Annotated in this window: 15 protein-coding genes; 9 read left to right on the top strand and 6 right to left on the bottom strand. The window is 62.3% G+C overall.

The window, feature by feature from the left end; genetic code table 11:
* On the top strand, positions 1–510 hold a 510-nt coding region (locus J2Y48_RS13930), incomplete at its 5' end, for a sensor histidine kinase (RefSeq protein ID WP_310418912.1).
* Positions 507–869, top strand: coding sequence for a response regulator (locus J2Y48_RS13935; protein WP_310418915.1), 363 nt, complete (start codon positions 507–509; stop codon positions 867–869). The genes J2Y48_RS13930 and J2Y48_RS13935, both read left to right, overlap by 4 nt.
* Positions 870–1,086: 217 nt before the next feature.
* Here J2Y48_RS13935 and J2Y48_RS13940 read toward each other — a convergent pair whose 3' ends face one another.
* From J2Y48_RS13940 to J2Y48_RS13950, 3 genes are all read right to left on the bottom strand, one after another.
* Positions 1,087–2,187, bottom strand: coding sequence for a polyamine ABC transporter substrate-binding protein (locus J2Y48_RS13940; protein ID WP_310418918.1), 1,101 nt, complete (start codon positions 2,185–2,187; stop codon positions 1,087–1,089).
* A gap of 253 nt (positions 2,188–2,440) precedes the next feature.
* The gene (locus tag J2Y48_RS13945) at positions 2,441–3,280 is read right to left on the bottom strand and encodes a fumarylacetoacetate hydrolase family protein (protein WP_310418922.1); all 840 of its coding nucleotides are present in this window, start codon (positions 3,278–3,280) and stop codon (positions 2,441–2,443) included.
* Between the two features lie 322 nt (positions 3,281–3,602).
* Complete coding sequence (locus tag J2Y48_RS13950; protein WP_310418925.1) at positions 3,603–5,072, bottom strand: efflux transporter outer membrane subunit; 1,470 nt, start codon at positions 5,070–5,072, stop codon at positions 3,603–3,605.
* Positions 5,073–5,816: 744 nt separating this feature from the next.
* Between J2Y48_RS13950 and J2Y48_RS13955 the strand changes: the two genes are divergently transcribed.
* The 3 genes from J2Y48_RS13955 to J2Y48_RS13965 all read left to right on the top strand — a co-directional run bounded on the left by J2Y48_RS13955 (position 5,817) and on the right by J2Y48_RS13965 (position 8,649).
* The gene (locus J2Y48_RS13955; RefSeq protein ID WP_310418928.1) at positions 5,817–6,035 is read left to right on the top strand and encodes a hypothetical protein; all 219 of its coding nucleotides are present in this window, start codon (positions 5,817–5,819) and stop codon (positions 6,033–6,035) included.
* A gap of 111 nt (positions 6,036–6,146) precedes the next feature.
* Positions 6,147–6,989: an SDR family NAD(P)-dependent oxidoreductase gene (locus J2Y48_RS13960; protein WP_310418931.1), complete on the top strand. Its 843-nt coding sequence runs from the start codon at positions 6,147–6,149 to the stop codon at positions 6,987–6,989.
* 103 nt (positions 6,990–7,092) lie between these two features.
* On the top strand, positions 7,093–8,649 hold the full coding sequence (locus J2Y48_RS13965; RefSeq protein ID WP_310418933.1) for a VOC family protein: 1,557 nt from the start codon (positions 7,093–7,095) through the stop codon (positions 8,647–8,649).
* Positions 8,650–8,791: 142 nt separating this feature from the next.
* Here J2Y48_RS13965 and J2Y48_RS13970 read toward each other — a convergent pair whose 3' ends face one another.
* Both J2Y48_RS13970 and J2Y48_RS13975 read right to left on the bottom strand, forming a co-directional pair.
* Entirely contained in the window at positions 8,792–9,352 is a 561-nt protein-coding gene (locus tag J2Y48_RS13970) for an NADPH-dependent FMN reductase (protein ID WP_310418936.1), read from the bottom strand.
* A gap of 155 nt (positions 9,353–9,507) precedes the next feature.
* On the bottom strand, positions 9,508–10,467 hold the full coding sequence (locus tag J2Y48_RS13975) for a ring-cleaving dioxygenase (RefSeq protein WP_310418938.1): 960 nt from the start codon (positions 10,465–10,467) through the stop codon (positions 9,508–9,510).
* 293 nt (positions 10,468–10,760) lie between these two features.
* Between J2Y48_RS13975 and J2Y48_RS13980 the strand changes: the two genes are divergently transcribed.
* On the top strand, positions 10,761–13,073 hold the full coding sequence (locus tag J2Y48_RS13980; RefSeq protein WP_310418940.1) for a methyl-accepting chemotaxis protein: 2,313 nt from the start codon (positions 10,761–10,763) through the stop codon (positions 13,071–13,073).
* A gap of 386 nt (positions 13,074–13,459) precedes the next feature.
* Here the strand turns inward: J2Y48_RS13980 and J2Y48_RS13985 are convergent, their stop codons facing one another.
* On the bottom strand, positions 13,460–14,254 hold the full coding sequence (locus tag J2Y48_RS13985; protein WP_310418944.1) for a DeoR/GlpR family DNA-binding transcription regulator: 795 nt from the start codon (positions 14,252–14,254) through the stop codon (positions 13,460–13,462).
* 197 nt (positions 14,255–14,451) lie between these two features.
* Between J2Y48_RS13985 and J2Y48_RS13990 the strand changes: the two genes are divergently transcribed.
* The 3 genes from J2Y48_RS13990 (at position 14,452) to J2Y48_RS14000 (ending at position 19,387) form a co-directional block, all read left to right on the top strand.
* On the top strand, positions 14,452–15,330 hold the full coding sequence (locus J2Y48_RS13990; RefSeq protein ID WP_310419808.1) for a choline kinase family protein: 879 nt from the start codon (positions 14,452–14,454) through the stop codon (positions 15,328–15,330).
* Between the two features lie 11 nt (positions 15,331–15,341).
* Positions 15,342–17,789, top strand: a complete 2,448-nt coding sequence (locus J2Y48_RS13995; RefSeq protein WP_310418947.1) for an FAD-dependent oxidoreductase — start codon at positions 15,342–15,344, stop codon at positions 17,787–17,789.
* A 374-nt stretch (positions 17,790–18,163) separates the two neighbouring features.
* Positions 18,164–19,387, top strand: coding sequence for a polysaccharide biosynthesis/export family protein (locus J2Y48_RS14000; RefSeq protein ID WP_310418950.1), 1,224 nt, complete (start codon positions 18,164–18,166; stop codon positions 19,385–19,387).
* Positions 19,388–19,461: the final 74 nt, after the last annotated feature.

Consider the following 19,461-nt stretch of genomic DNA (forward strand, 5'->3'; position numbering starts at 1 on the left):
ACATTCGCAACGGCATTCACCACCAGGCTGCTCGCCCTCGCCGAAGCACACGATCTGCTAACCCGCGAGGCTTGGCAGGCCGTGCAACTGGGCGATATTGCCCGTGCGGTCCTGAAAGCATGGATCGAAGACGGCCGAGCGGTCCTGGAGGGGCCGCCAATTCGCATAAGCCCGAAGCAAGCCCTGGCGCTCGCCATGGCATTCAATGAACTGCTGACCAATGCGATCAAATATGGAGCGCTATCGCGACCAGAAGGCAGGATCATGCTTTCCTGGGCGTGCAACGGCGTCTGCACGGTTCGATGGGAAGAACGTGGCGGCCCTCCGGCGGTCGCCCCTTATCGCCAAGGCTTCGGAATTCGCGTTCTGAACCGGGCATTGGCCTATGAACTGGGCTATCCGGCGGATCTCAGGTTCGAGCCGACCGGTGTCATCTGTACGATCAGGATGGACTTCGTCGGAGGCGATCCGCAGCGCAGCACGCCCAGGGACAGGGGAATCCAGAAGTGACTGCGCTCTTGGCAGGACGACGCATTCTCGTGGTCGAAGACGAGGCGCTGATCGCAATGTCGATCGAGGATGCCCTGGTCGATGCTGGGGCCAAAGTGGTCGGACCCAGCATCAGTGTGGAAAGGGCACTGAAATCTCTCCAGCACGAGCACGTGGACGCAATCGTGCTGGACATGAACCTCAACGGGACCAGCGCAAGACCTATCGCTGAAGCGGCGGCCAGTAGGGCCATTCCCTTCCTTGTCCTGAGCGGTTACGGCGCGCAGGCCATCAATGAGATCCCTGGAAACGCGCTCGTCCTCTCCAAGCCCTTTGACCCCGACGAGTTGGTCGACGTGATACGGAAACTCGTGGAATAACCTTGCGGCGGACCTCTAAGCATGACGCTCCACGGCAAGGACGCTCGAGCCGTCCGTTCCAGAACAGACCTAAAGCGCGTCGTGATCTTCAGATTCACAGACCACGCTTTAGGACCTTGTTCTTACGCATGTCTCCCGAAATCGGTTCTCACCTTTGGGAGACATGCTCTAGAGGCTGCCCTGAACCGCGAGTTGGACGTGCCTCTGAGCGCCAAGATCACTGGCCGGTGACGACCTTGGTCCAGATACGGGTGACGACCCGCTGGGTCTTCGCGTCGTACGGACCGTGGGTGAAGAGCTTCTTCATTGTGTCCTCGGACAGGTAGACCGCCGGATCCTCCAGGATTTCCTTGCTGATGAACTGCTGCGAGGCCTTGTTGCCATTGGCGTAGAAGACATAGTCCGTGGCCTTGGCGATCACCTCCGGCCTCATCAGGTAATTGAGGAAGGCGTGCGCTTCTTCCACGTGCGGGGCGTCGGCCGGGATCGCCATCATGTCGAACCACATCATCGTCCCATCGGCGGGAACCGAGTAGCCGACTTCGACGCCGGCACCGGCTTCGGAAGCGCGATCGCGCGCCTGCAGAACGTCGCCCGACCAGCCAACCGCCAGGCAGATGTCGCCGTTCGCGAGCGCGTTGATGTACTCGGAGGAATGGAACTTCCGCACATATGGACGAACCGACTGCAGCAGTTCGCCGGCCTTCTCAAGGTCGGCCGGGTCGTGCGAGTTGGGATCAAGCTTGAGATAGTGGAGCGCCAAAGGCATCATCTCGGTCGGGGAATCGAGGAAGTAGATGCCGCAATCCTTGAACTTGGCGGCAATCTCCGGATTGAAGATGGCGTCCCATCCCGGCGCCGCATCGGGGCCGAGGATCTCCCCGGCCTTCTTGACGTTGTAGCCGATCCCGTTCGTGCCCCACATGTAGTTAATGGCATACTCGTTGCCGGGATCGGCGAAGGCGACGCGCGCCGAAATCTCATCCCACATGTTGACGAGGTTCGGCAGCTTGGACTTGTCCAGTTTCTGGAACACGCCCGCCTGGATCTGCCGCTGCAGAAAGTCCGCGGTCGGGACGACGACATCGTAGCCGGTTCCGCCGGCAAGCAGCTTCGCTTCCGCAGTTTCGTTGGAATCGAACGTGTCGTAGACGACCTTGATCCCGGTTTCCTTCGTGAAGTCCGACAGGATCGTGTTGTCGATGTAGTCGGACCAGTTGTACACATTGACGACCCGCTCCTGCGCTGCAGCAGGCAGAGCGGCGATACCGATGAGCGCCGCGAGTGTGGCGGTTGCCAGGAGGTTGTGTCGCTTCATGAGGATGGCTCCTTATACAATCGTTTTCTTTCCTGCGCGTCGCCCGGTGCGCGTCGGGTCGGTTTGGATCTCTTCTAGCATGTTTGGAGGCGGTTCCGTTGCTTACGCCAGGTGAAATCTGATGGGCGTATGTGCTGCCGCAGCCGGCGGGTAACTGAACGGTCGGCGCAATGGCGCTTGGCATGGCAATGTTTTCGAAAGAGCCGCGTGGTTTCATGCGGCTCCTTTGGCAAAGGCAAACCTTGTTCGCTCTTCAGCCCTGCGCGACAGCCTGCCGTTGGATTCCGAGGCCGGCAATGGAAACCTCCATGCGATCGCCGGCCTTGAGATAGCGCGGCGGCTTCATGCCCATGCCGACGCCGGGCGGCGTGCCGGTGGTGATGACGTCGCCGGGCTCCAGGATCATGAATTGCGAGATGTAGTGCACCAGGAATGGCAGCTTGTAGACCATCGTGGCGGACGAGCCGTTCTGCATCAGCTCGCCGTTGACGCTGAGTGTCATGGCGAGATTGCCGGGGTCCACCTCGTCGGTGGTGACGAGCCAGGGACCGATGGGGCCGAAGGTCGGGCAGCCCTTGCCCTTCATCCATTGGCCGCTGCGCTCGATCTGGTAGGCGCGCTCGGAAATGTCGTTGCAGATGCAATAGCCGGCGACATAGTCGAGCGCGTCCGCCTCGGAAACGTAGGATGCGCGTTCGCCGATGACGACGGCGAGTTCCACTTCCCAGTCGGTCTTTTCCGAACCGCGCGGAATGAGGATGGTGTCGTCCGGGCCGACGACGCAGGATGGAGCCTTGTTGAACAGGACCGGTTCGGGCGGCACGGCCAGGCCGCTCTCGGCAGCGTGGTCGGCATAGTTCAGGCCGACGGCGATGAAGTTGCCGACACGACCGACGCAGGCGCCAAGCCGCTCCCCGGCCGGCGCAAGCGGAAGGCTGGCGGGATCAATCGCTTTCAGCCGCTTCAGGTTTTCGCGGCCGAGGACCTCGCCGGCTATGTCGGCGACCACGGCGGACAAATCACGGATTTGTCCGTCGGCATCGACCAGGCCGGGCTTCTCCGCCCCCGGCTTTCCAAAGCGAACGAGTTTCATGGAACAAATCCTCCCACGGTGGCCGCCGCAACGGGGCGGTCGACTGACGATACCTTCTGCGCCACCTTCCACGAGTTCTGGGTGGTGTCAATGACGCGGGATGGGGCAGGCGCGATGGAGGCGTTGCCGGGGCTTGGCAAAATGACCCCCGATGCCAGAGGCAGTCTTCGGAAGCTGAGCCGATCGCAGGAAGCCGTGCGGCCGCGCCCCCCAGTCGCCAGCTCCATCCTGTCCGATGCCTATCTTCATCCGGAAAGAAAATCCCCCTGAGGGCGCCTGGCTCTCAGGGGGATGAATGCGTTTGTCAGTTCTGCGCAGTCGTCTACTTGGTGGCTTCCGCCGAGGCGACGCGGGTGGGGGACGGCGTCGGGACCGGCGTTTCGATCGAGGAACCGCCGCCGATCGCCGCATTGAGCGCGACATAGTCCGAAGCGAGCGTACGGATCGAGGCCGCCAGCGTCAGCCGGCTGTTTGCGACGTTGCGCTCGGCGTCGAGGACGTCGAGGATCGTGCTTGCGCCGCCCTTGTAGCTTTCGCGCGCAAGCGACAATGCCTCTTCGTTGGAGGCGACCAGTCTGCGCAATGCAGCCACGGTCTGGTAGTCGCGAATGAGGGCGGCCTGCGCGCTTTCGACTTCCTCCACGCCATTCAGAACCGTCTGCTTCCAGGCAAAATACTGCTGCTTGGCCTGGGAATCGGCGATATCGACCTGTGCCCTCAAGGCGCCACCGTTGAAGATCGGCAGCACCAGCGTCGGACCGAAGGACCAGTTGGTGAGGTTGCCGGTGGTTGCGCTGAAGACGCGAGCGGCGCCGATCGTCCCGTCGAGGGTGAGGGCCGGGTAGAGTTGCGATTCGGCGACGCCGATCTGCGCGGTTGCGGCAGCGAGGGACCGTTCGGCGCGACGGATGTCGGGGCGGTTGCGGATCAGATCGGCCGGGATGCCGGCCTTGGCCGCATAGCGCGGCATCGGTTGTCCGCCGCCCTTGAGCAGGTCCGGCGTAATCGTGCCGGCCGGGACGCCAAGCAAGGTGGCCATGCTGTTTGCCGCCTGGTAGAAGCCGATTTCGAGCGGTGGGAGCTCGGCCAGCGTCTGGTTGACCAGGCCTTCCGCCTGCACGACGTCGAGGCTCGAGGCAGCACCGGCTGCGCGGATATCCTCCGTCAGTTTCAGCGTTTCGCGCCGCGACTCCAGGTTCAGGCGGTTCAACGCCAGCGCTTCCTGGAAGAAGCGTGCACTGATGTAGGTGGTCGCTAGGTTAGACAGGTATGCCAGCCGCGCCACGTTGACGTCGTCATAGGCGGCGTCGAGCGAAGCATTGGCCGATTCACGGGCGCGTGCGTACTGGCCAAACAGGTCCAGAAGCCAGGAAGCGCCGAGGCCGGCATTGAGGTTCTTCGACTGCGTGTGACTTACGCCACCTACGCCGCCCGTGCCGCCGCGTCGCAACAGCGAGCCGTCCTGACCCTCGGCGGTCGCCGCCCCATTGGCGCTGATCTGCGGCCAGGCACCGGCACCGGCGAGGACGACGTTCGCCTGGGCTTCGGTAATGCGCTCCAGTGCCGTGAGAACGTCAAGGTTCTCGTTCATGCCCTGCGCCACATAGGCAGTCAGGCGCTTGTCGCGGAAATTCTCCCACCAGGGATCGAGTGTCGTGTCGCCCGCAGACTTGCCAGCCGATTCGGTGAACTTTGCCGGCAAGGCAGCCCCAGGAGTCTTGTAATCAGGCCCGACGACGCATCCTGACAAGAGCAGCATCGTCAGGGGCAAAAGGGATTTTGCAATCTTCATGGTCTTCCCCGAGCCCCTGAAAACGGCGGCTCAATTTTCTTGAGTCCAGAAAGCAGTCCGCGCATTTTCCCCTCTTATGGTTAACGCACAAACAACATCGCAAGGGCAAAGCGGACTATGCCCAGAATCATCCCGATCACCATAGCTACAGTGAAAACATTGCCAATCGGTTTTTGTTTACGAATGGCGCTTGAATCGTGCCGATTCACGCTGCGTGTGGCCTTTTGGTCCCGGTAGTTCGTGCGGATACGTCTTGAGACGGGGGCGGGGATCGCCTCGAATACGCCTTTTGCGGGAAAATTTCGAGGCGACAGAAAGGCGAATGCGCCTAAAGTTGGAGCGCATGCCCATTTTTCATCATGGGCAAGTCCATTTCCCAGATTTGCTGCATGTGCGAACTATTTTCTCTTTCAGCGATGGGTGGGCTGCTCGAGCGCAAAAATTTCCCAAAAAAATTCGCTTCGAGTTGACAAGATGCCCATCTCGACTTATCTCATCGACCATGCGCAAGGGCCCTCGCAGAAACTCGAAAGGGTCGACTCCACAGCCATCTTGGCGTGTGGCCTAACCAAGGGAGTGTGACATGCATCACAATGCCAACATCGCCTCCGCTGGTGATGTGTTCTCCTGTCGCGGAACGAAACAAGAGATTATGCTTCCGGCTTTCTGCCGAATGTAACTTTCTCCACTTCGATTGAAACGCAAGTTTGGCATTCGCTGTGCTTCCGCATGGCAGGAGTTACTATGGAAAAGCAAGTTATTGAGATCGGCGGCGAGGCCGTCGGCGTTGTAGTTCCGGACCAGGATAGGTTGAGGTTCGTTGCCGTGAAGTATCACGTGTGGGACCTTGACTCGCAGCGGTTCAATTCCGCGGACGAAGTTCGCGTGGCGATCCGCAAGCTCATGGGCGATCCATCGGCCGCCGGACCGCGCGCGACGGTGCGCGACGTGACCGCAGCCTAGGGCACTTTTTCGGCGGGCACCGGCGTGGACACTGCCGGCGCCCGCCGCTATCCATTCGGACATGGGCCGCCAGTTGCCGACCGCCGTTAACGTACCGAATGGATCCCCGTCATGACACATGCTGCCTTCTCACCTTTGAACGTTGCCATCGTGACTGGAGCCGCCTCCGGGATCGGACTTGCTGCCGCACAGCATTTCGCCGGCCTCGGCATGCGCGTCGTGCTTGCCGATGTCGACGGTGATCGCCTCGACGCGGCGGCTGCCGCCGTTGCGGCCGCTGGGGCGGCCGAGGTGCTGGCGGTCGTGACCGACGTTGGCGACTTGAACTCGGTCGAAGCGCTGCGCGACGCCGTGCTTGCCCGGTTCGGTCGCGTGCATGTCCTCATGAACAACGCGGGCATCCAACCTGGAAGCGGGATCACCGGGCCGAGGCAGAACTGGGAGAGGGTGCTGTCGGTCAACCTCTGGGGCGTCATCAACGGCAGCCAGGCCTTTGCGCCGGGAATGATTGCCCATGGCGAGCCGGCGCTGATCATCAACACCGGCTCGAAACAGGGGATCACGACACCGCCAGGAGATCCGGCCTACAATGTCGCAAAGGCAGGCGTGAAGGTCTTCACCGAGGCGCTGCAGCATGACCTGCGCAATCGCGAGGGCTGCCGGGTTAGCGCGCATCTTTTCATTCCCGGCTTTGTCTTCACGCCTTTGACGGCCAAAGACCGAACGGACAAGCCGGCCGGCGCGTGGACGCCGGCACAGACGGTCGACTTCATGATGACCAGTGTCGCTCGCGGTGACTTCTATATCCTCTGTCCCGACAACGAGGTTGACCGGGCGACAGACGAAAAGCGCATCCAGTGGGCCGCCGGCGACATCATCGGGAATCGCCCGCCGCTGTCGCGGTGGCATCCCGATTACGGTCAAGCCTTCAAGGCGTTTCTTGATCAGAACTGATCACCTTCAAAAACATGCGCGAACGGTAGACAATGAATTCACTGCTGGTGATCTGGCCTGCAGGCAAGGCTTCTGATTGGGTGTCGTTCAACGGAGAACGATCATGACCAGCGGCATTCATCACATTACGGCGATTACCCGGAAGATCCAGGCTAACGTCGATTTCTATGTCGGCTTCCTGGGCCTGCGGCTCGTCAAGCGGACGGCGGGGTTCGAGGATTCCGACCAGCTTCACCTTTTCTATGGCGACGGCACCGGAGCGCCGGGTACGCTGATCACCTTTCTGGCCTGGGAAGACGGCTCGCCCGGGCGCTTGGGGATCGGCCAGCCTGCGGAAATCGCCCTGTCGATCCGGCCCGAGGCAATCGGTTTCTGGCTGACGCGCGCCCTGACCTTCAACGTCCAGATCACGGGTCCGACCCAGGAATTCGGCGAACCGGTGCTGCGCTTGAAGGATCCGGACGGGATCATCGTCAAGCTTGTCGGCGAGGCCGGTGTCGCGGGGACGTCGCCTTGGACGGCAAAGGGTATTCTCGCTGCCGATGCCGTCCAGCGGATCCGCGGCGCAACGATCTTTTCCGATCAGCCGCAGGCGACGGCCGATTTTGTTGTGCGCCATTTCGGTTTCCGTCCGGTGGCCGAAGCGGGCGGGATACGCCGGCTTGCAAGCGAGGCAGCCGACGTGCTCGATATCCGTGATGCCGGCGGTTTCTGGACGTCGGCGCCGGGAACGGGCACGATCGATCATATCGCGCTGCGTGCGCCCGACCGGGCTGCCGTCGAGCGGGTCGAGGCTTCGCTTCGCGCTGAGCAGGCGGGCGCCACGAATATGCACGACCGCACCTATTTCTATTCGCTCTACGTGCGCGAGCCGGGCGGGATACTGCTCGAATATGCCACCGACGCGCCGGGCATGCTTGTCGACGAAACGCCGGAGGCGTTGGGCAGCAAGCTGTTCGTGCCCCGGCATTTCCTGGCCGATCCGGACGATATCCGGGCCCGGTTGCCGCAGTTTTCCCTTCCAGGAGAAGAAAGAATGACCGAGCGCGATCTGCCTTTCGTCCATCGTGTCCACCGGCCGGAGAACTCCGACGGTACGGCGCTCGTGTTGTTGCATGGCACCGGTGGCAACGAGACGAGCCTTTTGCCGTTTGGTGCCCGCGTTGCGCCGAACGCCACTTTGGTCAGCCTCAGGGGCCGTAGCATGGATGAGGGCTACCCACGCTTCTTCCGGCGCATCACCGCCGTGACCTTCGATCAAAAAGAGATCGCGAGCGAGGCGACCGCCCTTGCGGCCTTCATCGGCGAGGCGAACGCCGCCTATGGGCTGGACCCCGAAAAGATGGTGTTCCTCGGCTATTCCAACGGTGCGAACATGCTGGGTGCCCTGATGCTTCTGCATCCGCGCATTGTCCGCAACGCGGTGCTGCTCAGGGCGATGAATGTGCTCGAGGACGTTCCCATGGCGGACCTGTCAGGCACGAACGTGTTGATGGTGACCGGCCAGTCGGATCCTTACGGTCCCTACGCGGCGGACATCGAGGCTTTCCTGGTGCGCGCCGGCGCCAGCGTTGAGAACCGCGTCTTGCCTGCCGGACATGACATCGGCGCGGCCGATATGGAACTGGTCCGACAGTTTATGCAGAGGGTGCCAGGGTAGGGGTGTTTGCCCGGCCCTGCTGCAGGACCTTCTCCCCGTTATGGGGGGGAAGGGTCCCGGCCGGGTTTCGCCGGCTCGTGAATTTCAATTCAAGGCACATGGGGTCTCGTATACTTCGCGGGCCAAGACCTACGGGCTGATCTCACCCTTTCGTTTCCTGCACGAAAGCAACGAACCCTTCGACAAAAGTGCGCAGACGCTTTTCGATCGCCTCGTCCACCAGCTTTCCGTCCGCGTCGAAGACCGAGCCGGCCTTCGAGACCATCAGCTTGCTTCCGAACCACGGGCGGGTACCGAGCGTGCGCATGACCGGCAGCCAGGCCTCCTGCGACAGCAGCGTGCCGAAATTGCCGGGCGAGGCGCCGGTGATGGCAAAAGGCTTGGCGGAAAAGACCCGCGGAATGTCGGACGCCGGCCGAGTCATCCAGTCGAGCGCGTTCTTGAAAACGCCCGGGATGGAGTTGTTGTATTCGGGCGTGAACAGCATCACACCGTCGGCTGCAGCCACGAGGTCCTTGAGTTGTGCTGCTGCTTCCGGCACGCCGCTCGCCGCTTCTTCGTCGCCGTCGTAGAGCGGGATGCCGCGGATCGTCCCTTCGACGATCTGCACGCCATCCGGCGCCATGGCGATCGCCGCGCGCATCAGTGCCGTGTTGAACGAGGCCTTGCGTAGGCTTCCGGAAATCGCGACCAGTTTGGTCATCGTCATTTCTCCAATCGTCGGTCGGGCTGCCCTCGACTAGTCGCAGCCCGGCCGAATCTCATTTCGCGTATCAAACGAAAACCTTTCCAGGATAGCAATGTTCCTGTCGGTCTATCCCTGCGCGTTTGGCCATGGTCAGGATGTCGAGATACGCGCTACTCGGTGACCAGCGGCTTCAGCCGGGCTTCGATCTGCTCGCGGCGCGGTTCCAGGAACGGCGGCAGCGACAGGCTTTCGCCGAGCTTGTCGAGCGGTTCGTCGACCGCAAATCCCGGGCCGTCGGTGGCGAGCTCGAACAGAACACCGTTCGGCTCGCGGAAGTAGAGCGAACGGAAATAGTAGCGCTCGACCTCACCACTCGAGGGCACACGGAAACCGCGGATCCGTTCCGTCCAGGCGTGCAGAGCTTCGATGTCCGGGACCCGGAAGGCCACATGGTGGACGGCACCGGCGCCCTGATGGGCGGCCGGGAGGTCCGGCTCGACCGCGACGTGCAGCTCTGCCGCCGGCCCGCCGTCGCCCATGGAGAAGACATGCACCTCGCCCTTGCCGTCCGGAGACGGGTATTGCGAGGTCTCGGTCATGTTCATCACATGCACGAGGATAGTCTCGGTGTTGGTGATGTCCGGCACGCTCATCGTGATCGGGCCGAGGCCCTTGATCTGATGCTCGGGCGGAACCGGGCTTTTCTCCCATGGGTGCGACGGGGCGCCGCTGTCATCGACGGTGAGGCGGAAGCGCTGGCCTTCGTCATCTTCGAAGTCGAGCGCCTGTCGGCCGCCGACGGCACGGATTTCGCCGGCCTTGACCTTCAGTTCGGCAAAGCGGTCCTTCCACCATTTCAGCGTTTCTAGGCTTCCCACGCGCAGCCCTGTGCGGGAAACGCTGTGGGTGCCACGGCGCTCGCGGCCGACCGGCCAGTCGAAGAAGGTCAGATCGGTGCCGGGGGATGCCAATCCGTCAGCATAAAAAAGGTGATAGGCGCTGGTGTCGTCCTGGTTGACGGTCTTCTTGACCAGCCGCAGGCCGAGCGTCTGTGTGTAGAAGCGCAGATTTTCAGGCGCATTGGCGGTGATGGCGGTCAGGTGGTGAATGCCGGTCAGTTGCATGGTCATCTAAAACTCCCTTCCTCAGTGCGAAGGACCTCTCGACCGGAATATCGCGCCAACGGCCGTTCACTTGAAGATGGCGGGCGACGAACGGTCAGTTCTTCTTTCTTGAACGATCAGGGTTCCACTCGACTTTAGTCGCATTAGGGCGTCGCCGCATTATTCTTTCTGCAAGGAATTGCCCACTAAGGTTGTGATGCGAAATGACTTCGCGCCCTTCCTCCGCCTCGGCATGTTCCCCCACCTCAGTGCAAGTTCCCCACGCCGCCACCCGTTGGCAGGGGTCTGGAGTCGAATTGATGTTTCTGAAGACTGCGACTGCGCGCAATATGTTTGCCATCGTGGCAGCAGGCGTCGCCACGACCGTGGCCACTGCCGGTACGCTTTTCTATCTGTCGTTCGAGGAAGTGCGCGCCCGTTCGATCGCCGAAATGACCAATGCCGCGCAGACAAGCGCCGCGAACGTCGAAACCTATTTTGCCACCGCGAAGGCGTTGAGCCAGAACCTGCGCTCGTCGCTCTATGCGATGAAGCAAGCCGGGCTGCCTTCGCGCGAAGGTACGGACGCGCTCCTGCACAATCTGATGGTCGACAATCCTTTCGCGCTCGGTCTCAGCACCGGCTGGGAGCCCAATGCCTTTGACGGCAAGGATGCCGAATACGCCAACAAACCCGGCCACGATGCGACGGGTCGCTACATACCCTATTTCCCGCGTACGGGTGACGGGATCGTGCACGAGGCGCTCGTCGACTACGACAAGGAAGGCGCCGGCGATTACTATCAAGTTCCCAAGCGGACGGGCAAAGAGCTCCTGACAGAGCCCTATACCTATACGATCAATGGCAAGGACGTGTTGATGGCATCCTTCATGGTGCCGCTCACGCTCGATGGCAAGTTCGCCGGTGTTGCCGGCGTCGATCTGGCGCTCAATGCGTTGGCCGGCGATATGGCCAAGCTCAAGCCGCTCGGCGACGGCTATGTTGCCCTGTTTAGCCAGAACGGCGCAATCGTCAGCCATCCGGACACGAGCCTGCTGGGCAAGGCGTTGAAGGATTCGGGCCTCGATGTTTCCGCATGGGACGCGCTGATGGCGAACCCCGGCAAGGCCTTCGATCTGTCGGACGGCAAGGGGCAGGACAACATGGCGGTGGCCGTGCCGGTCAACCTGCTGGAGGGAACGACCTGGTACACGGTGGTTTCCGTTCCGCAAGCGACGCTGTTTGCGCATCTGACCAGTTTGGCTATTACCTCCATCGTCATCATTTCCGTTGCTGCCGGCCTGCTGATCGCGATTGGCTGGATGCTCTCGGCGCGCTTCCGCAAGCGTCTGGAGAAAGTGATCAGCGCGACGGGTGAGATCGCCCGCGGCGGTTCGGATATCGACCTTTCAGAATCGAGCCGCAAGGACGAGATCGGCGAGATGGCCCGGTCGCTTCAGGTGCTGTACGATGCGACGGTCGCCAAGTTGCGGCTGGAGGCCGAGGCCGAGGAAAACCGTGCGCTTTCCGATCAGGAACGTCGCCAGCGGGCGGAAGAGGCCGCAGAGCGGGAGCGCCAGACGCAACTCGCCGTTACCGCGCTGGCGAACGGCTTGCAGAAGCTGGCCGATGGCGACATGACCCATCGCATCGATGCCGCTTTCAGCGGTTCGCTGGATCAGATCCGCCACGACTTCAATGCGTCGGTCGAAAAACTGCAGCAGGCGCTGCAGTCGGTTGGCGCCAATGCGCAGATGATCCATGCGGGCACGGAGGAGATCCGCACCGCATCCGACGCACTGGCGACGCGCACCGAGCAACAGGCGGCATCGGTGGAGGAAACCGCAGCCGCGCTGGAGGAAATTACGACCTCGCTCAAGGACGCGACCAGGCGCGCCGAGGATGCCGGCCAGTTGGTGGATCGCACGCGAGGCGGTGCCGAGCGGTCGGGAGAAATCGTCAAGAAGGCCGTTGTCGCGATGAGCGGCATCGAGACCTCCTCGCGCGAAATCTCCAACATCATCGGCGTGATCGACGAGATTGCGTTTCAGACGAACCTTCTGGCGCTCAACGCCGGCGTCGAGGCAGCGCGGGCCGGCGATGCGGGCAAGGGTTTTGCCGTCGTCGCCCAGGAGGTGCGCGAGCTGGCGCAGCGTTCCGCGAATGCAGCCAAGGAGATCAAGGCCCTCATTACCAAATCGGGAGAGCAGGTGCACACGGGCGTGACGCTCGTCAACGAAACGGGCACGGCACTGGAAGAGATTGTCGGGCAGGTACAGGAGATCGATCAACACGTCGCCGCGATCGTGCGATCGGCACGCGAACAGTCGACCGGGCTGAACGAGATCAGTTCCGCCGTGCACAACATCGACCAGGGCACGCAAAAGAACGCGGCCATGGTCGAGGAGCAGACGGCGGCGAGCCACACACTCGCCTCCGAGGTCTCTTCGCTCAATGCGTTGCTGGCGCAGTTCCGGCTCTCGGATACGGCTGCGGCGCAGCGCCCGGCACCGGCTTCCGCAACGTCGGAGCATCGTCCGGTCATGTCCGCGGCGCGGGCGCTCGGCAATCGCGTCGCCAGGGCGTTCGGCGGTGGTGCGGCGGTGGCCGAACAGACCTGGGAAGAGTTCTAAGCCGCGCGCAGGCACCGATCCGTCACCGATAGAGCAATTGCGGCCCGCTTCGGCGGGCCGTTTCCGTTTCGGCAAGCGCTGCGCGACCTGTTCCGGATATGCGCACTTTTTGGGCTCTGCCCAACGAGGCGCGGGGCGGATTGCTCCTGAATTGGGCGCGGTTGTCCGCCTCCATCAACTCCATGCCCGATAGCCGTTCGAAAATGAGCCAAAATGCGTCTGGCACGGTTTCTGCTTCAAGGCTTGTGAGGTCCAGAGGGGGCTTCACCAAGAGAAGCGTCCACGAAGAACGCTCCGGAAATGCCGCCGTCCAGCGCCAGCGAGCCACGTCAGGCTCGAGGCCCTTACGGCGGCATTTTTGTTCTCTGATGCTCGATGGCTGGATTCTAGCTGTCGTTTGCCAGCACGACCTTGACGTTGTTCTGGTCCAGCATCTGGCGAATGTCCGCCGGTGGCTCAGCGTCGGTCACGAGCATGTCGTAGGTGTCGGGCGGAGCGATCGTGATCGGTGCCGTCCGGCCGAACTTTTCGGCGTCGGCCACGATAATGCGGTTTTGCGCCTGGCGGGCGGCGACGCGGGAGATGTCGGCTTCCTGTACGTCCTGCAGCATGAAGCCTGAGCGGGCGTTGATGGCAGTCACCGACAGGATCGCATGTTGCAGGTTGAAGCGCTCGATGTAGCGCAGCGCCTCGATGCCGAATGAGCCGGCATCGTGTGAGCGTAGTTCGCCGCCGGCGAAATAGACGCGGTTGTCGTTGCGCGTGGCGAGCGCATGGGCGACCGAGAGCGAGTTGGTGACGATGAAAAGGTCACGGTGTTTTTGCAGGGCGACGGCGATGAAGGCGGTCGTGGAGCCGATATCGAGAAACAGGCTGTCGCCATTCTTAACGATCGTGGCGACCTTGGCAGCGATCAGGCGCTTCGGCTCCGGGTTGACGTTCATGCGAAAATGGAGCGGCTGTTCGCCCACGCTGTCGGTGATGTGGACGCCGCCGTGGACCTTGGTGACGAGGCCATTGGCTTCCAGCGTGCGGATGTTGCGGCGGATGGTTTCCTCGGAGACCCGGAGGCGCTCGGCGAGGAACTGAATACGGCTGGAGCCGCCCGCAAGTCGCAGTTCCTCCAGGATCTCCCGCTCGCGGTGGTTGGATAGGGCGGGTGAATTTGTTGGGGTGTCCATTCCGTTTCCTGTCTGCATTCGCAGATGACTGTCATGTTCAAACCGGCTGCAAAGCAAAGCAGCACGCAATGTTACAACAAAAACCCATGCCTATGTTCGTTTTTGTGGAATTTTCTTGACAGGGTTTGGCGGGTGCGGGAACGTCGCTTCCAAACGAGCGTGTCACTGAGCGCGCCGGGGAACGGACGGACATGGACTTGGCGGCGCTGGAGACGATCCGTTCGTTGCCCCTGTGGAATGGCACGCCGGAGGTGTCCGTTCTGAAGGGGGGAATAACCAATCGAAACTATCGGGTTGTCGACGGGGAGCGTAGCTATGTCGTCCGGCTGGGCGACGACATACCCATTCACCAGATCAGCCGACAGAACGAGCTCGCCGCAAGCCGGGCGGCCCACGCGGCCGGCATCTCTCCAGCCGTCATCCACCACCAGCCCGGTGTCCTCGTGCTCGACCATATTTGCGGCCGGACGCTGACCCCGGAGGACATCCGATCATCCGCCTACCTGGAACGGATCGTGCCACTGATCCAGGTCTGCCACCAGGAGACGGGGCGTCACTATCGCGGGGCGGCGATGATCTTCTGGGCGTTCCACGTGATCGAGGATTATGCCGCAACACTGAGCGATGCCGGCAGCCCGCATGTTCCCCGGCTGAAGGATCTGCTTCGGATCTCAAGGGCACTGGAGGCGGCCGCCGGTCCCTACGACATCGTCTTCGGCCACAACGATCTTCTCGCGGGCAATTTCCTGGATGACGGCGAGCGCCTGTGGCTGATCGATTGGGACTATGCCGGCTACAACACGCCGCTCTTCGATCTCGGCGGCCTCGCGTCGAATAACGAACTCAGCGAGGCCCAGGAAGTATGGCTGTTGGAACGCTACTTCGAGCGCCCCGCGCGTGGTGACCTCTGGCGGCGGTATCAGGCGATGAAGTGTGCCTCGCTCCTGCGCGAGACCCTTTGGAGTATGGTTTCGGAGCTCCATTCGACCATCGATTTCGACTATGCCGCCTACACGGCGGACAATCTCGCCCGCTTCGAACGGGCTTATGACCAATTCCAGCAGTCAGAAGCATAGGAGCGGGAGGTATGAAAGAACTTCCAGCGAGCGCAAGAGCGGTCGTCATCGGCGGTGGGATCATCGGCTGTTCGACGGCCTATCATCTGGCGAAGCTCGGCTGGACCGATACCGTTCTGCTGGAGCGCAAGAAGCTGACCTCGGGAACGACCTTCCACGCGGCCGGTCTCGTCGGCCAGTTGCGCACCAGCGCCAACATCACCCAGCTCCTCGGCTACTCCGTCGACCTGTACAAGAGACTCGAGGTTGAAACCGGCCTGGGAACGGGCTGGAAGATGAACGGCGGGCTTCGGCTCGCCTGTAACGAGGAGCGCTGGACCGAGGTCAAACGCCAGGCGACCACCGCACGCTCCTTCGGCCTGGAGATGGAGTTGCTAACGCCAAGAGAAGCGCAGGAGCTCTGGCCGCTGATGGCGATCGATGACCTCGTCGGAGCGGCGTTCCTGCCGACGGACGGCCAGGCCAATCCATCCGATATCACGCTCGCGCTGGCGCGCGGTGCGACGATGGCGGGTGCGGCCATTTTCGAGGACACCGAGGTTACCGATGTGGAGATCGACAACGGCCGCATTCGTGCCGTCGTCACGCCGCGTGGCCGGATCGAATGCGAGCGCGTCGTCGTCTGCGCCGGGCAATGGACGCGGGAACTCGCCTCCCGCTTCGGCGTCAATGTGCCGCTCGTGCCGATGGAACATCAGTATCTCATCACCGAGCCCTTCGGCGTGCCGTCCACTCTGCCGACGCTGCGGGACCCGGACCGGCTGACCTATTACAAGGAGGAGGTCGGCGGAGTGGTGATGGGGGGCTACGAACCGAATCCCGCGCCATGGGCGGTGAACGGAATTCCCGAAGGTTTTCATTACAGTCTGCTCAATCCCGATCTTGAGCGCTTCGAGCAGATCATGGAGTTTGCCCTTGGCAGGGTTCCGGCCCTTGAAACGGCAGGCGTGAAGCAACTCCTGAACGGACCGGAGAGTTTTACGCCGGACGGCAATTTCATTCTCGGTGAAGCGCCGGGCCTGCGGAATTTCTTCATCGGCGCGGGCTTCAACGCTTTCGGCATCGCCTCAGGCGGCGGCGCGGGCATGGCGCTGGCCGAATGGGTCGCAAAGGGGGAGCCCCCCTTTGACCTGTGGCCGGTCGATATCCGTCGCTTCGGCCGGCCGCATTTCGATTCCGACTGGATCCGGCGGCGCACCGTCGAGGCATATGGCAAGCACTACACGATGGCCTGGCCATCCGAGGAGCACGCCAGTGCGCGCCCGTTCCGAACGTCGCCGCTCTATGCGCGGTTAAAGGCGCAAGGGGCCTGCTTTGGCGAAAAGCTCGGCTGGGAACGGCCGAACTGGTTCGCCGACCTGGCCGCGGGCGAGAAGCCTCAGGACGTCTACACCTACGGCCGGCCCAACTGGTTTTCCGCCGTCGCGCGCGAACACCGCGCCGTGCGCGAGGCGGCGGTCATCTTCGACCAGACCTCCTTTGCCAAGTTTTCGCTGAAGGGCAGGGATGCCGAACGCGCCCTCTCGTGGATCGCCGCCAACAATGTCGCGCGTCGACCGGGCTCCGTCATCTACACGCAGATGCTCAACGAACAGGGCGGAATCGAATGCGACCTGACTGCCGCGCGTATCGCCGAGGACGAATATTACATCGTCACCGGGACCGGCTTCGCCACCCATGATTTCGATTGGATCGGGCGGAACATCCCGGCCGGGCTTGACGCGACATTGCAAGATGTAACGGAGGAGTGGTCTGTCCTGGTCCTGATGGGTCCGAACTCGCGCTCGATCCTGACGAGGCTCACTGAGGACGACGTGTCGAACAACGGCTTTCCCTTCGGCACCGTCCGGACCATCGCCGTCGCCGGCCGTGCCGTGCGGGCGATGCGCATCACCTATGTCGGCGAACTCGGCTGGGAACTGCATCTTTCCGTCGAAGACGCGGCGGCTGTCTACGACGCGCTGATGGAAGCGGGCAGGGGAGAGGGGCTGACGAATGCCGGCTATCGGGCGCTGGAAACCTGCCGGCTTGAAAAGGGCTATCGCGCCTGGGGATCGGATATCGGCCCGGATCATACGCCGGTCGAGGCGGGCCTCGGCTGGGCGGTGAAAACCGGCGGAGCGATCGATTTTCTCGGCCGGGCGGCGATCGAGCGCCAGCTCTCTGAAGGCGTGCGCAAGAAGCTCGTCTGCTTCGTACCGGACGAACCGGATACGGCTCTGCTCGGCCGCGAGACAATCTACCGCAACAACGAGAAGGCGGGCTGGCTCACGAGCGGCGGTTTCGGCCACATGATCGGACGGGCCATCGGATTGGGCTATGTGCGCCACCGGGACGGGGTCGACTTGGATTATGTGCTTTCCGGCACTTACGAACTGGATGTTGCGGGCCAGCGCGTGCCGTGCACGCCGCACTTGGTACCGCTATATGATCCGACCGGCAGCCGTGTCCGAAGTTGACGGATGGCGCAGGCCTTGGATGTGGAGGCGTACCTGGTTGTCGGAGGCTCCTGATTCCGCAGCAAAACGGTGTCGTGAGCACGGCGTGAACCTGAATCCTGTGCTGCCGGATGCGCCCTTTTTATCGCACAGGAAGGGAAATTCTCGTGGAAAAGCGCCGTTTTAGCGTGATGCCGCGAAATCGACTTTTCTTGGCGTAACGAATATGCAAGGGATTTGCACCAAGGTGACACGGAGGCCCGTTCGCGGCTCGGTCTCTGGGACAGATCGTGGTGGGACATTGACTTTTCCATCGACAAATTTGATGGGGCGGACACTTGTCCGTTTTCGGCGCCTTGCCTCAAAAGGGTGCGGCGAAAGGGAATCGCAGTGTGATGAGCAAGAATAAGGGCATCGGCAACTCGGGGGCGAGGTTTGCACGGTCTTTGGCGCGCCTCGCATCCGGCGTGGCGCTGTTGACGCTTTCCGGTTGTATGGTCCCCAGTGATGGTCCGCTGACCCGCGAAGTGCTCGAAGCCGGCGCGGCGGGAGGCAGTTCCTACAAGATCCCAGAAACCAAGATGATTTTCGACGTGGTCGACATCGACCAGCGGGTCGCCAACGGCGTGACCACGCTCGGAACCCCCAGCCTTGCGCGCACCTTCGGCTTCGGTGGGGCCGGCGGCGTACCGGTGATCGGTGTCGGCGACAAGCTTCAGGTAACGATCTTCGAGGCCGGCCCGGATGGCCTGTTTTCGACGACGGATAGCAAGTCGACGACAATCCCCGTCGTGGTGCAGCCTGATGGCCGTGGCCAGATTCCGTATGTCGGCTCGGTGCGTTTCGCCGGGATGACGCTGGAGACGGCGCGTTCGACGATCGTAGACGCGCTGAAGGCCAAGGCGGTGGAGCCGGATGTGCTGGTGTCGATGGCCGGAAACGAGTCGCGCAATGTCTCCGTCCAGGGCGATGTCCATCAGGCCGCGATGATTCCGCTCGGACTTAGCGCCGAGCATCTGAGCGAAGTGCTGGCGCGTGCTGGCGGGGCATCGAAGCCGCCTTACGACACCTATGTCACGCTCAAGCGCGGTGGGCGCACGGGCACGGTGCTCCTGCAGACGATTGTCGACAACCCCAAGGAAGACATCATCGTCAAGCCCGCCGACCACGTTTATGTAACATATGATCCGCAGACCTTCTCCGCGCTTGGCCAGACGGAAAAGAAGGGCAAGGTACCATTCGGTGCAGCCAGCCTGAGCCTGATCGAGGCGGCTGCGCTTGCCGGCGGCGGCAACCTGTCGACCGCCGATCCGAAGGGCTATTTCATTTTCCGTTACGAGAACGAAAGCGTCTATCGCCACGTCGTCGGCGACGACCGCTTCCGCGACCTGCTGGCGAAGGGCATGACTTCGGATGGCCAGGGACGTTACCCGGTCATTTACCGACTGGATCTGGCGCAGACACAGAGCTTTATCGTCGCCCAGTCGTTCCCGATCCGCAACCGCGACGTCGTCTACCTGTCGCGGCATCCGGCAACGGATTTCAGCCGGTTCGTCGGGATGATCACGGGCACGCTGGCGCCGGTCAGTACCGCGAGCCGGACCGTTCAGACTTTCTGATCTGGCCGAACGCGCTATAATCTCAGGCATTGCTTGCAGGGAGGCGCCCGCGTCTGTGCACTCGTGCAACGCAT

It is taken from the genome of Mycoplana sp. BE70 (assembly GCF_031455855.1).
GTDB lineage: Bacteria > Pseudomonadota > Alphaproteobacteria > Rhizobiales > Rhizobiaceae > Mycoplana.

Excerpts from the sequence above, each read along its gene's own strand:
- J2Y48_RS13985 (WP_310418944.1), bottom strand. The coding sequence starts at position 14,254 with ATGGACACCCCAACAAATTCACCCGCCCTATCCAACCACCGCGAGCGG.
- J2Y48_RS13975 (WP_310418938.1), bottom strand. The coding sequence starts at position 10,467 with ATGACCATGCAACTGACCGGCATTCACCACCTGACCGCCATCACCGCC.
- J2Y48_RS13955 (WP_310418928.1), top strand. The coding sequence starts at position 5,817 with ATGGAAAAGCAAGTTATTGAGATCGGCGGCGAGGCCGTCGGCGTTGTA.
- J2Y48_RS13980 (WP_310418940.1), top strand. The coding sequence starts at position 10,761 with ATGTTTCTGAAGACTGCGACTGCGCGCAATATGTTTGCCATCGTGGCA.
- J2Y48_RS13950 (WP_310418925.1), bottom strand. The coding sequence starts at position 5,072 with ATGAAGATTGCAAAATCCCTTTTGCCCCTGACGATGCTGCTCTTGTCA.
- J2Y48_RS13970 (WP_310418936.1), bottom strand. The coding sequence starts at position 9,352 with ATGACCAAACTGGTCGCGATTTCCGGAAGCCTACGCAAGGCCTCGTTC.
- J2Y48_RS13965 (WP_310418933.1), top strand. The coding sequence starts at position 7,093 with ATGACCAGCGGCATTCATCACATTACGGCGATTACCCGGAAGATCCAG.
- J2Y48_RS13945 (WP_310418922.1), bottom strand. The coding sequence starts at position 3,280 with ATGAAACTCGTTCGCTTTGGAAAGCCGGGGGCGGAGAAGCCCGGCCTG.
- J2Y48_RS13940 (WP_310418918.1), bottom strand. The coding sequence starts at position 2,187 with ATGAAGCGACACAACCTCCTGGCAACCGCCACACTCGCGGCGCTCATC.
- J2Y48_RS13995 (WP_310418947.1), top strand. The coding sequence starts at position 15,342 with ATGAAAGAACTTCCAGCGAGCGCAAGAGCGGTCGTCATCGGCGGTGGG.
- J2Y48_RS14000 (WP_310418950.1), top strand. The coding sequence starts at position 18,164 with ATGAGCAAGAATAAGGGCATCGGCAACTCGGGGGCGAGGTTTGCACGG.
- J2Y48_RS13960 (WP_310418931.1), top strand. The coding sequence starts at position 6,147 with ATGACACATGCTGCCTTCTCACCTTTGAACGTTGCCATCGTGACTGGA.